The organism is Nocardioides sp. YIM 152315 (genome assembly GCF_029210375.1).
Classification (GTDB): Bacteria; Actinomycetota; Actinomycetes; order Propionibacteriales; family Nocardioidaceae; genus Nocardioides.
Genome location: NZ_JARGER010000037.1, coordinates 46,281 through 59,007, shown reverse-complemented (window position 1 = coordinate 59,007; position 12,727 = coordinate 46,281). Strand labels below are relative to the sequence as shown.

11 protein-coding genes are annotated in these 12,727 nt (G+C 73.0%); 8 read left to right on the top strand and 3 right to left on the bottom strand.

Annotated features, from left to right (window positions below):
- Positions 1–57: 57 nt before the first annotated feature.
- Positions 58–1,518: a serine/threonine-protein kinase gene (locus PZ894_RS11880; protein WP_275745005.1), complete on the top strand. Its 1,461-nt coding sequence runs from the start codon at positions 58–60 to the stop codon at positions 1,516–1,518.
- Here PZ894_RS11880 and PZ894_RS11875 read toward each other — a convergent pair.
- Positions 1,511–2,155 carry a hypothetical protein gene (locus PZ894_RS11875; protein WP_275745003.1) on the bottom strand — a complete coding sequence of 215 codons (645 nt, stop codon included), beginning with the start codon at positions 2,153–2,155 and terminating at the stop codon, positions 1,511–1,513. The two genes, PZ894_RS11880 and PZ894_RS11875, sit on opposite strands and share 8 nt — an antisense overlap.
- Positions 2,156–2,254: 99 nt before the next feature.
- Here PZ894_RS11875 and paaN point away from each other — a divergent pair, with 99 nt between their 5' ends.
- The 4 genes from paaN (at position 2,255) to PZ894_RS11855 (ending at position 7,436) form a co-directional block, all read left to right on the top strand.
- Positions 2,255–3,919, top strand: a complete 1,665-nt coding sequence (gene paaN / locus PZ894_RS11870; protein ID WP_275745002.1) for a phenylacetic acid degradation protein PaaN — start codon at positions 2,255–2,257, stop codon at positions 3,917–3,919.
- A 23-nt stretch (positions 3,920–3,942) separates the two neighbouring features.
- On the top strand, positions 3,943–4,161 hold the full coding sequence (locus tag PZ894_RS11865; protein WP_275745001.1) for an amphi-Trp domain-containing protein: 219 nt from the start codon (positions 3,943–3,945) through the stop codon (positions 4,159–4,161).
- Positions 4,162–4,492: 331 nt separating this feature from the next.
- On the top strand, positions 4,493–5,914 hold the full coding sequence (locus PZ894_RS11860) for a DHA2 family efflux MFS transporter permease subunit (protein ID WP_275744999.1): 1,422 nt from the start codon (positions 4,493–4,495) through the stop codon (positions 5,912–5,914).
- Positions 5,915–5,918: 4 nt separating this feature from the next.
- On the top strand, positions 5,919–7,436 hold the full coding sequence (locus PZ894_RS11855) for an amidohydrolase family protein (RefSeq protein WP_275744998.1): 1,518 nt from the start codon (positions 5,919–5,921) through the stop codon (positions 7,434–7,436).
- Positions 7,437–7,444: 8 nt separating this feature from the next.
- Here the strand turns inward: PZ894_RS11855 and PZ894_RS11850 are convergent, their stop codons facing one another.
- Positions 7,445–8,341: an SGNH/GDSL hydrolase family protein gene (locus PZ894_RS11850; RefSeq protein WP_275744997.1), complete on the bottom strand. Its 897-nt coding sequence runs from the start codon at positions 8,339–8,341 to the stop codon at positions 7,445–7,447.
- Positions 8,342–8,412: 71 nt separating this feature from the next.
- Here PZ894_RS11850 and PZ894_RS11845 point away from each other — a divergent pair, with 71 nt between their 5' ends.
- Positions 8,413–9,372: a cation diffusion facilitator family transporter gene (locus tag PZ894_RS11845; protein ID WP_275744996.1), complete on the top strand. Its 960-nt coding sequence runs from the start codon at positions 8,413–8,415 to the stop codon at positions 9,370–9,372.
- A gap of 197 nt (positions 9,373–9,569) precedes the next feature.
- Here PZ894_RS11845 and PZ894_RS11840 read toward each other — a convergent pair whose 3' ends face one another.
- The gene (locus PZ894_RS11840; protein ID WP_275744995.1) at positions 9,570–9,743 is read right to left on the bottom strand and encodes a hypothetical protein; all 174 of its coding nucleotides are present in this window, start codon (positions 9,741–9,743) and stop codon (positions 9,570–9,572) included.
- Positions 9,744–10,178: 435 nt separating this feature from the next.
- Here PZ894_RS11840 and PZ894_RS11835 point away from each other — a divergent pair, with 435 nt between their 5' ends.
- Together PZ894_RS11835 and PZ894_RS11830 are read left to right on the top strand one after the other, a co-directional pair.
- A complete protein-coding gene (locus tag PZ894_RS11835) occupies positions 10,179–11,306 on the top strand; it encodes an ROK family transcriptional regulator (protein WP_275744993.1) in 1,128 nt (375 codons plus the stop codon).
- A gap of 74 nt (positions 11,307–11,380) precedes the next feature.
- A complete protein-coding gene (locus PZ894_RS11830; protein ID WP_275744992.1) occupies positions 11,381–12,673 on the top strand; it encodes an extracellular solute-binding protein in 1,293 nt (430 codons plus the stop codon).
- Positions 12,674–12,727 lie beyond the last annotated feature (54 nt).

Genomic DNA, 12,727 nt, shown 5'->3' with positions numbered 1-12,727 from the left:
CTCAGGGACGACCCCCGAGAGATCGGGCCGACGTTTTGCGATGATGCGTCGGTGCCCATGCCCGCCCGTCTCGGTCGCTACGCCGTGCGTCGACGCATCGGCGCGGGTGCCTTCGCGACCGTCTGGCTGGCCTACGACGAGCAGCTCGACTCGCCGGTGGCGATCAAAGTGCTCGCCGACAACTGGACCGAGGACCAGGCCGTGCGGCAGCGCTTCCTCGAGGAGGGGCGCTTCCTGCGCCGGGTCGAGTCGCCGTACGTCGTGACCGTCTACGACGCCGGCGAGATCGACGACGGCCGGCCCTACCTGGTGATGTCGTACGCCGACCAGGGCACGCTCGCCGACCGGCTCGAGATCGACGGGCTGACGCCGGCGCAGGCGCTCGAGGTGGTCCGCCAGGTCGGGGCCGGGCTGCAGACGCTGCACGAGCGCGGGGTGCTGCACCGCGACCTGAAGCCGGCCAACGTGCTCTTCCGCGGCGTCGACGGCCAGGTGCGCGCGATGGTCGCCGACCTCGGCCTCGGAAAGTCGATGGAGGTCTCGTCGCGACTGACGGTGATCGCCGGGACGCCGTCGTTCGTGTCCCCGGAGCAGGCGCAGGGCGAGCCGCTGGACCCGCGCTCCGACCTCTTCTCGCTCGCCGCGCTCACCCACCTGCTGCTCAGCGGGCGGGCGGCGTTCTCGCACGCGTCGCTCGCGGCCGCCGCCGAGCCGGGACCGCCGCCGCCGCTGTCGACGCCGGGCCGGGCCTTCTCCGAGGAGGTGTCGGCGGTGGTCGCCCGCGGGCTCGCGGCCGACCGGGAGGACCGGTGGCCCGACGTCGCGTCGTACGTCGCGGCGCTCTCGGCCGCCCTGACCCCGGCGCTGGAGGGGGAGGACGCGCGGCCGTGGCTGCCGCTCGACCCCCAGCTCACCCACCCGGGGGCGGCGCCGTCGATGCTCGGCGACCACGTGTCGCTGCCCGACCCGGACCTCCCGCGGCGACCGCGCCGGAGACGGAGGGTGGTCGGCGTCCTCGCCGCCCTCCTCGTGGTGGCCGGCGGCGCCGCCATCGGCTACGCGCTCGGCGGCCGGGAGCCCGCGGAGGCGACGATCACCGACGCGTCGGGCTACCTCACGGTGACGGTGCCGTCGGCCTGGGACGGGGCGGTGGCCGGCGACGGCTGGCAGCCCCGCGGCGCCGACGGCGACTATCCCGGGCTGTCCGTGGGGACCGGTGACGACTGGGCGTCGAGCACCGAGGGAAGGGGCGTCTTCGTCGGCATCCTGCCCGGTACGGAGCTCCCCGACCGGGTGCCCAACCACCCCGAGTGCGACAGCGAGAAGTCGCCGATCGACGGCATCGCCAACGGCGGCGACGCGCTGACGGTCGTCTTCACCGGCTGCGAGGACCGGGTGGTCGTCGAGCGGGTCGTGCAGCTCACCGACAACCGACTGCTGTGGGTGCAGGTCCGCAGCGACAGCACGACGGTCGCCAACCGGGTCCTCGACGACGTCGAGACCCACGGTTTCAGCTGAGGTCGGTCCTCGCCCCCGCCATCACCCGCGTGAAGAGGTCCTGGAGACCGTCGCGGTCCGCCTCCCGACCGATGACCGCCACCCACAGGTAGGCGACGTCGCCGCCGCGAGGGAGGTAGCCCTCGTAGGAGACCCGGCGGTGCTCGTCGGCGACGTAGTGGGAGACGAACCGGTCTCGCTGGCGGTCCTCCACCACGAAGTCGTCGACGTCGTCGGCGTTGTCGAGGGCCGCGATCCGATCGGCCACGGCGGCCGAGACCGACTGGTACTGGGCGCCGACCTGGCGCACCCGCAGGAAGTACACGTTCTTCGTCTTGTCGGCTGAGGGGTACCACCGCCACTCGCCGGCCGTGGGCACCGATCGCACCCATCCGCGCGGCGCCGGCACGCTGACCTGGAAGGGCGCCGTCCCCAACCGCACCGGCCGCACCGCGGCACCCGGCGCCAGGGGCGGGTAGGGGTCGTCGCGCACGACCCGCGCCGGGGTGACCGGATAGCTGGGAGAGACGGCGGGCAGCGGCTCGGCGGCGAACGTCGTCGGCGTCGGCCGACCCTCCTCGCCCAGTCGGTACCCGAGCAGCGCGGCCGCGACTGCGAGCACGAGCGCGAGCGCCAGCCCGATCCAGCGCACCCACATGCGGCCCACCGTATCGGCCCGGGCCGGCGCGTCGCCGCCGTACGCCGCGCGACGCGATGTGCCAGAGTGTGACCGGCTTCAGTAATACGGAGGGGCACCGTGAGCGATACCTGGTTCGACCGCCATCGGCCGCGTCTGGACGCCGCCGTCGCGGCGATCGCGAGCCGCGAGTACTACTCGGCCTTCGACGAGTCTCCGTCGCCACGCGTCTACGGCGAGGAGGCCGCGCCGCAGGGTCGCGCGGCGTTCGACGCCTGGCTCGGCGCCGAGTTCCCGGCCGCCACGCCCGGCGCCGACGGAACCGTGGCGACCGAGCGGTCGCCGTACGGCTTCGACCTCGGGGTGCGCTATCCGCGGGTGACCGCCGTCGACGAGCTGCTGGCGGCCGCGGCCGCCGGGATGCGGGCCTGGCGCGAGGTCGGTCCCGACGGACGTGCCGGGGTGTGCCTGGAGATCCTCGACCGCCTGCATGCCCGGATCTTCGAGATCGCGAACGCCGTGCAGCACACCAGCGGGCAGGCGTTCGTGATGGCCTTCCAGGCCGGCGGCGCCCACGCGCTGGACCGGGCTCTCGAGTCGATCGCCTACGCGTGGATCGAGATGTCGCGCACGCCGCGGACCACGCTCTGGGAGAAGCCGGGGCGCGGCGAGCCGCTGCGGATGGAGAAGACCTTCACGGTCGTGCCGCGCGGCGTCGCGCTCGTGATCGGCTGCAACACGTTCCCGACCTGGAACTCCTGGCCCGGGCTCTTCGCCTCGCTCGTCACCGGCAACGCGGTCGTGGTCAAGCCCCACCCCGGCGCGGTGCTGCCGCTGGCGATCACCGTGCAGGCGTGCCAGGAGGTGCTCGCCGAGGCGGGCTTCGATCCCCACCTCGTGACGCTCGCGGCCGAGGAGCGGGACGACCGGCTCGCCGCCACCCTGGCGCGGCGACCGGAGGTCCGGATCATCGACTTCACCGGTGGCAACGCGTTCGGCGAGTGGCTCGAGACGCACGCCGAGCAGGCGGTCGTCTTCACCGAGAAGGCCGGCGTCAACACCGTCGTCCTCGACTCGACGTCCGACTTCGCCGGGATGTGCCAGAACCTCGCGTTCTCGTTCTCCCTCTACTCCGGCCAGATGTGCACTGCTCCCCAGAACGTGTTCGTCCCGGCCGGCGGCATCGAGACCGACCAGGGACACAAGACGGTCGACGACATCGCCGCCGGCATCGGCGGCGCCCTCGACCGCCTGCTCGGCGACGACGCGCGCGCGGTCGAGTTGCTCGGCGGCATCGTCAACGAGGACATCCCCGCCCGCGTCGACAAGGCCGCCGGCACCGGGCGGGTGCTGGTCGCCAGTCGCGAGGTCCGGCACCCGGCGTACGCAGACGCGACGGTGCGCACGCCGCTGCTGGTCGCGCTGACCGCCGACGACGCCGATGCCTACGCCAACGAGTGCTTCGGGCCGGTCGCCTACCTCATCGAGACCTCCGAGACCGACGAGTCGATCGCGTTGTTCGGCCTCACCGTGACCCGGCACGGCGCGATGACCGCATCGGTCTACTCGACCTCGGACCAGATCGTCGACGAGATGCGTGAGGCAGCCCTCGAGGTCGGTGTCGCCCTGTCGGAGAACCTCACCGGCAGCGTCTTCGTCAACCAGTCGGCCGCGTTCTCCGACTTCCACGGCACCGGCGCCAATCCCGCCGCGAACGCGACGTACACCGACGGCGCCTACGTCGCCTCCCGGTTCCGCGTCGTCCAGTCGCGACGCCACGTCTGACCGCACCACGCGAGGAGTCGAAGATGGACCTGTCCGAGCTCGAGGAGAAGCGGCGCCTCCGTCGCGAGGAGGCCGCCGCCCGCCTGCACGCGCTGGCCGACGCCCTCGCCCGCAACAACGCGGTCGCTTTCGAGCGCGACGGGCGCCGGGTCACCGTGCGCGTGCCCGACGAGGTCGACCTCTCGATCGAGGTCGAGGTCGAGTCCGACGGCGGTGAGCTGGAGATCGAGCTGTCCTGGTGAGCTCGGCCGGCCATGCGCGGTCCTCCGCTCGACGCCTGCCGGGTGCCAGGTTGCCTCAACTGCCGCCGCAGCTTCATCACGGGATGACGGTCGGGTGGCGCTTCCCACGCCGAGTTCACCAAGGGCAGCGAGGTTTCGCCTGCATCCCTTGATGAAGCGCAACCCGGGCGACCCGGCCCCGGCGCGGCCCGCCGTGCGTGCTCGCTCCGCGTGGTGCCGACCAGCTCGTCCACCGGCGAGCGATGAGGAAGGAAATCTCGGCGGGTCTGTCGATTTCGATGGATCCGCTTCGTGGAGAGGGTGAGAGCCCTTCCACCGAGGAGATACGACGATGAACGACCTGACGACCAGGAGCCGCTGGCTCGCGCTGTACGTGCTGTGCCTCGGCGACCTCATGATCGTGCTCGACTCGAGCATCGTGAACGTCGCGCTGCCATCGATCCAGTCCGACCTGGGGTTCTCCCAGTCGGCGCTGGCGTGGGTGGTGAACGCCTACCTGCTCACGTTCGGCGGGTTCCTGCTGCTGTCGGGCCGGCTGGGCGACCTCCTCGGCAACCGGCGCGTGTTCCTGGGCGGTGTCGTGTCGTTCACGGTCGCGTCCGTGGCGTGCGGTCTCGCGCCGTCCGCCGGGCTGCTGGTCGTCGGCCGCGCCGTCCAGGGCCTCGGTGGTGCCGCGGTCTCGGCGGTCGCGCTGTCGTTGATCGTCGGACTCTTCTCGGACCCGGGCGAGCGGGCGCGAGCCATGGGCGTCTTCGGCTTCGTGATGTCGGGCGGCGGCGCGGTGGGCGTGCTGCTCGGCGGGGTGCTCACCGGACTGTTCTCGTGGCACTGGATCTTCCTGGTGAACGTGCCGATCGGTGTGGTCGTCTGGGTGGCCGCCCGCCACGTGCTGCCCGCCGACGACGCCGGCGCGCGCCGCGGACGCATCGACCTACTCGGGGCGGTTCTCGTCACGGCGGCGCTGATGACCTCGGTCTACGGCATCGTCGACGACCGTCCGGTGCTGTTGGTCGGCAGCGCGATCCTGCTCGCGGCGTTCGTCGCCTGGGAGTCGCGCACCGCCGAGCCGTTGGTGCCGCTGCGACTCTTCCGGCTCCGCAACGTCTCCGTCTCCCAGGTGGTGGGTGTGCTCTGGGCCGCGGCCATGTTCGCCTGGTTCTTCCTGGCCGCGCTCTACCTCCAGCAGGTGCTCGGGTACGACGCCCTCGAGGTCGGTCTCGCGTTCGTGCCGACCAGCGTGGTGATGGCCTACTGCTCGCTGCGGGTCTCCGACCGGCTCGTCATGCGGTTCGGCATCCGTCCCCCGCTGGTCGTCGGGCTGGGCCTGGCCGCGGTGAGCCTGGCGCTCTTCTCCCGGGCGCCCGTCGGCGGCAGCTTCGCGATCGACGTGCTCCCGTCGATGCTGCTGTTGGGCGCCGGCGCCGGCATCGCCTTCAACCCGGTGCTGCTGGCCGCGATGGGAGACGTCGAGCCGCAGGAGGCTGGGCTCGCGTCGGGCGTCGTGAACACCTCGTTCATGATGGGCGGCGCGCTCGGCCTGGCGGTGCTGGTCAGCCTGTCGACGGCCCGCACCGAGTCGCTGGCGGCGGCGGGGGCGGCTCCCCTGGAGGCGCTCAACGGCGGCTTCCAGCTCGCCTTCGCCGCCGGTGCGGTCGCCGCCGCGCTGGCCGCGTTCGTGGGTGGTGTCTTCCTCAGGCCGCAGCCGATGGCGGCGCCGGTCGAGGTCGACGTCGAGGAGCCCGTTAGCGTCTGACCCTGTGTCGAGCATCCTGATCCGCCACGCCCGCCTGGTCCCGATCGGAGCGCGGGAGCACGCGCCGGACGCGCCCGTGGACGTCCTCGTGGAGCGGGGCACCGTGACCGGCGTCGGCCCCGCCCTCGAGCGGCCGCCGGGCGTCGACGAGATCGACGCCGACGGCCGGTGGATGATCCCGGGCCTGTGGGACCAGCACACCCACCTCGCCCAGTGGACGCTCGCCTCGCAACGGCTCGACCTCGCCGGGGCCCGCTCCCCGGAGGACGCCACCCGGGCGGTGGCGGAGCGGATCGCGGCGTACCCCGACTTCCCGGTCATCGGCTGGGGCCACCGCTCGGCGAGCTGGGACCGCGAGGTCACCGTCTCCGAGCTCGACGCCGTCTCGGGCGACACCGCGGTCGTGCTGATCAGCGGCGACGGCCATCACGCCTGGCTCAACACGACCGCCCTGCTCCACCTGGCGATGCCGGTGCGCGACTCGGTCGTGCGCGAGACCGAGTGGTTCGCGGCGTACCCCCGCCTCGTCACGCTCGTCGGCAACGACGGTACCTCGCCCGAGGCCTACCGCAGGATGCTCGACCACGCGGCGTCCCAGGGCATTGCGGGCATGGTCGACTTCGAGTTCGGCGCGAGCCGCGAGGAGTGGGCCGAGCGCTGGGTGCAGGGGTGCGACCGGATCCGGATCCGCTGGGCGACGTACGCCGACACCCTCGACGACGTGATCGCGGCCGGGCTGCGCACCGGCGACACCCTGCCGGGGTGCGACGAGCGGGCGACGATGGGGCCGCTCAAGATCATCAGCGACGGCTCGCTCAACACCCGTACGGCGTGGTGCTGCGAGCCGTACGGCGACGCGCACCGCCTGGAGTACCCAGCCGGCCAGCCCAACCTCTCGGGGAGCGAGCTGCGCGAGCAGCTCGCCCGTGCGCACGCCGGCGGTCTGGAGGTCGCCACCCACGCGATCGGCGACGCGGCGGTGCAGGAGGCGCTGGCGGCGTACGCCGACACCGGCGCCCGCGGCTCGGTGGAGCACGCCCAGATGTGTCGGCGCGACGACGTGCGGCGGATGGCCGAACTCGGGATCCGGGCCAGCGTGCAGCCGGCGCACCTGCTCGACGACCGCGACCTCACCGAGAGGATCTGGGGTGAGCGGTCGGAGCGCTGCTTCGCGTTCCGGTGGATGGCCGACGACGGCGTCGACCTCGCGCTCGGGTCGGACGCCCCGGTGTCGCCGCTGGACCCCTGGCTGGCGATGGCCGCCGCCGTGCACCGCAGCGCCGACGACCGTGGACCGTGGCACGGCGAGCAGGCGCTCACGGTGCACGAGGCGCTCGCCGCCTCCGTCGACGGCCAGCCGACCGTGGGCGCGGGCTCCCGCGGCGACCTGGCGCTCGTCGACCGCGACCCGCTGTTGCGCGACGTCGACGCGACCGACACGGCGGCGGTCGACCGCGCGCTGCGCACGATGCGCGTCGCGACGACGGTCGTCGCCGGGCACGTCGTGCACGACCAGCGCTGACCTCCGGCCTACCCGATCGTCTCCAGCACGAGGTCGGCGACGGCCCGCTGCTCGGTGTCGAGGGGGTGGTAGGCGAGCGCCCGCGCGGCCGAGGTGACGCGGCCGTTGATCCACGGGTCGTCGGCACAGATGTCGTGGTCCTCGGTGGCGGCCCACACGTCGACGTACTCCGCGTCGGCGTAGTCGGCCGCGTCGTGGACCGCCTCGGTCAGCCGCTCGTTCGCGTCCCGGGCGAACGCGTAGTCGCCCGGTGCGAGCGGCAGGTCGTCGCACGTGCCCGAGGCCGGCACGATCTGCGGATAGCCGACCACGAGCACCCGCGCCTGCCGCGCCCGGTCGTGGACGTCCCGGACGACCCGGGCGAGGTTGTCGCGCACCGTGACCAGCACCGGCGCGACCCGGTCGGCGAAACGGTCGGTGCACGGGCTCCCCGTCGGCTCGTCCGCCGCGAGCCTGGTGCACCCGAGGAGCAGCGTGCCGAAGAGGTTCTCGTCGTTGCCGCCGAGGCTGATCGTGACGAGGTCGGTGCCCCGCTCCACGGCGTCCAGCTGTGGCGGGACCGACCCCGTCCGGCCGCGCTGGGGCTGCCGGGCGTTCGCGGTGGACGCGCCGCTGCAGCTGACGTCGGTGAGCGCCGTGCCCGGCATCGCCTCGGCGACGAGCGCCGGGTAGTTCACGCCGGAGCGCAGGCAGACCGTGCTGGTGTCGGTCGGCGGGACCAGCGGGGCGGCGGTGTAGGAGTCGCCGAGGGCGACGTAGGTGTCATACGCCGTGGCCGAGGACGCCGGGTCGCCGGTCGTCCGGGCGGGCGCCGGCGCCGGGTCGGCGCCGTCGGTCGAGCAGCCGGCGAGGGTCGCGAGGGCGAGCACGACAGCGACCGGGAGGCCGGCGGGTGGGCGACGCATGGCCACGACCGTACGTGCGTGTCGCAGCTCACGCGGTGGTCGTCGTGCCCCGGGCCGGGTACGAAGGAGGCATGGCGACCACCGACGTGCCGGAGGAACCGAGCCAGGGCCAGTCGCTCTTCACGGTGCTCGTGGCGCTCGTGGCCAACGGGCTGCTGGCCATCGCCAAGTCGGCCGCGGCGGCGCTGACCGGGTCGGCCGCCATGGTCGCGGAGGCCGCGCACTCGTGGGCCGACACCGGCAACGAGGTGTTCCTCGTGATCGCCGAGCGCAGCGGCAGCAGGCCGCGCGACGAGAAGCACCCGCGCGGGTACGGGCGCGCGACGTACGCCTGGTCGATGGTCGCGGCGTTCGGGCTCTTCACGGCCGGCGCGGTGGTCTCCATCTGGCACGGCGTCACCGAGCTGGCCGCCGAGTCGGCCGACGAGGCGAGCTACACCGTGAACTACGTGGTGCTCGGTCTCGCCTTCGTGCTCGAGGGGTCGTCGTTCCTGCAGGCGAGCCGGCAGGTGCACGGCGCCTCGCGGCGGTTCGGCATGCACCCGCTGCGGTACGTCGCCCGGACGTCCAACCCGACCCTGCGCGCGGTCTTCTTCGAGGACTTCTCCGCACTGCTCGGCATCCTGATCGCCGCCGCCGGCATCGGGCTCCACCAGCTCACGGGCAACTCGATCTACGACGCGCTCGGCTCCATCGCGATCGGCCTCCTGCTCGCCTTCGTCGCGGTCTTCCTGATCCGTCGCAACATGGACTACCTGCTCGGCGAGGGCCCGACCGCCGACACCCGGTCGCGGGTCATCGCCGGGATCCTCGAGCACCCCCAGGTCGAGCGGCTCACCTACCTGCACCTCGAGTACGTCGGTCCGCAGCGGCTCTTCGTCGTCGCCGCGGTCGACCTCGTCGGCGACGACACCGAGGACCACCTCGCGCTCCGACTCCGCGCCGTCGAGGCCGACATCGAGCGGCACCCGCTCATCGAGGACGCCGTGCTCACCGTCGCGCCTCCCGACGAGGCGTCGCTGACCCCTTGAGTGACCCGCCGCGACGGCGGACTGACGCGGTCGGCGGTGCCGTGGTCGGACGCGGCGGGCCGGTCGGTGGTTCATCAAGGGATGCAGGCGAAACCGCGCTCCCCTCGGCGAACTCGGCGAGGGAACCGCGGCGTGACCTTCATCCCTTGATTGACCTGCAGCCGGCCGACAGTCGGAGCATCGAGAGCCTCCGACGGTCAACCGACGGGCGGCATCCCGTGGGTGTGGAAGGTCGGGATGGTCTGCAAGCCCCAGGCCTGGCCCTTCTTCCGCTCCTCCTCGGTCCAGGTGACCAGCGGCCGGTCGGGCGCGAGCACCAGGCGCGTGAGCGGGTTGCACAGCTCGATGCGGTTGCCGCCCGGCTCCCACACGTAGAGGAAGAACGTCTGCTGGATCGCGTGCTTGTGGGGCCCGGGGCATCGACCCGACGACCGGCCACCACTTCGACGACACCCTGAGGTACGTCGACGCCGCCCCGCTGACCGACGACCAGCGCGCCGACGTCGTCGAGCGCAACGCCCGCCGTGTCTACCCGCTCCTCGACCGGCGGCTGCGGCCGGCCGGGCGGTAGGCCCTACGCACCGCGCAGGTGGCGCGCACCGCCGAGCCCGGCGGTGCGGAGGCCGGGTCGAGCGGGGCGACCGGGCGCTCGTGCGGCGGCCGGGACTCCTGGGGCACTCCCCGCACCTCTCGGGTGTTGCCACACCCGGGAAGTGCAGGAATCCCCGGTGCACCGGGTATTCCGACACCGGCAATTTCCGATGAACCCTTGACGGCCAATAAGTAAGTGCGCTGAACTAACAAACGTGTCCCAGACCTCACCGGTGGGCCGGCCGCTCCGGCCGCGCGGCAAGCTCCTCCAGGAGGACGCCCGCCGCCACCACCGCTCGCTGCTGCTCCAGCAGCTCTTCCGGGAGGGGCCGGCGAGCCGCGCCGACCTGGCCCGGACCACGGGGCTGACCCGGGTGACGGTCTCCGACCTGGTCGGGGAGCTGGTGGCCGACGGCCTGGTCCGCGAGCTCGGCGCGCCGGCCGAGAGCCGGGTCGGCAAGCCGCCGACGCTGGTCGGGCTCGACGCCGACTCCACGCACGTCATCGGCCTCGACCTCTCGGCGACCGACCGGATGACCGGCGCGGTGGTCAACCTCGCAGGCATCGTCCAGGCCCGACACGAGCTCCCGCTCGACGGCGCCACCGGCGCGGCCGCGGTCGCCCTGGTGCACCGGCTCGCGACGGAGCTGATCGCGATGACCGACCGCCCGGTGCTCGGCGTGGGCGTCGGGAGCCCCGGCGTCGTCGACGCCGCGGGCACCGTCATCGACGCACCCAACCTGTCCTGGACCGACACCCCGCTCGCCGCCAGCCTCGCCGACGCCCTCGGCCTCCCCGTCTTCGTCGCCAACGACGCCAACACCGCCGTCCTCGGCGAGCACACGTTCGGCGCCTCCGGCGACGGCGGGCTGATGGTGCTCCGGGTCGGGATCGGCGTGGGTGCCGGGCTCGTCCTGGAGGGGTCGCTGCTCCACGGCCACCTCGGTGCCGCCGGCGAGATCGGCCACGTCGTCGTCGATCCCGACGGCGAGCGCTGCGCCTGCGGCAGGACCGGCTGCCTCGAGACGATCCTCGCCGTGCCCCACCTGCGCCGGCGCCTCGCGGGCCGCGCCGCCGCCGAGGTGCTGACCACGGTGGGGAAGCAGCTCGGGGCGGCGCTCGCCCCGGTCGTCGGGACCCTCAACCTGCACGAGCTCGTGCTGAGCGGCCCGCAGGAGCTGCTCGACGGGCCGCTGCGGGAGGCCGCCGACCGCACCATCCGGGAGCGGACCATGCCGGTCAGCTCCGCGGGCCTCGTGGTCCGCACCTCGACGCTCGGCGAGGACGTGGTCCTCGTCGGTGCTGCCGTCCTCGTCCTCTCCGGACAGCTCGGCGTCTCCTGAAGAACCGTCTCGGGGCCACCACCACACCACCACCAACACCAGCAACACGGAAGCTCGAAGAGAGGAACACTGCGGTGCGCATCAAGAAGACACTCGCGGTCGCAGCGATGGCCACGTTGGCCACGGCGACCCTCGCCGCCTGCGGCAGCGACGACGGTGACGACGGCTCGTCGAGCGACGGCGGCCCCAAGACCGCGGACATCCGCGTCTGGCTCAACGGCACCGACACGCCGCAGGACGCGCGTGACTGGCTGAAGAAGACCTTCGAGGAGCAGAACCCCGGCTCCACGCTCACCATCGAGCAGCAGGAGTGGGACGGTCTCGTCGAGAAGCTGACGACCGCACTCTCCAGCGAGTCGGAGACCCCCGACGTCGTCGAGATCGGCAACACGCAGGCCCCGACGTTCACCTCCGCCGGCGCGTTCGCCGACCTCACCGACCAGCTCGACGGCCTCGGCGGCGACGACCTGCTCCCCGGCTTCGTCGAGGGGGCGACCGTCGACGGCAAGACGTACGCCGTGCCGTACTACGCCGGCTCGAAGTACATCTTCTACCGCAAGGACCTCTTCAAGAAGGCCGGCCTCGAGGTGCCCACCACCCTCGACGAGTTCGTCGACGCGGCCGTCGCGCTGAAGCAGGCCAACCCGAAGCCCGCCAACTTCTCCGGCTTCTGGTTCCCGGGCCAGGACTGGCGCAACGGCGCGACGTTCATCTGGGACGCCGGCGGCGACCTCGCCACCGACGACGGCGGTGAGTGGAGCGGGTCGCTGGCGTCGGCGGAGTCGGTCGCGGGCCTCGAGACCGCGCAGAGACTCTTCACCGAGGCGTCGGGCGCACCGAAGGACGGCAACGAGGCCGACCCGTGGACCCCGTGGTGCGCCGGCGAGGTCGGCATGATGTCGACGCCGGGCTGGGTCACCGGCCTGATCAACGACCCGAAGACCGGCTGCCCCGACACCCTCGGCAAGCAGATGGGCGTCTTCGCGCTGCCCGGCTCCGACGGCGAGCCGGCGCCGGTGCTGCTCGGTGGCTCCGACATCGCGATCGCGGCCAAGTCGGCCAACCGGGGCCTGGCGCAGAAGGCCGTCGCGCTGATGCTGAGCGACGACTACCAGACGATCATGGCCGAGGCCGGCCTCACGCCGGCCAAGAACTCGCTGGCACCGCTGCTCGGCGACGACGAGTTCGCGCAGGCCACGATCGCCGCGGCCTCCAACGCCAAGCTCACCCCGGCCGCCCCCGGCTGGGCGAACGTCGAGGGCTCCCGGGTCCTGGAGGACCTCTTCAGCGCGATCGCCCAGGGCGGCGACGTCGACGAGCTCGCGGCCAAGGCAGACGAGCAGATGAACGAGCAGATCAACGGCTGACCCGACGGCCACCACACACGGGGGAACACGCAGGACGGCCGGGGCGGTGCGATC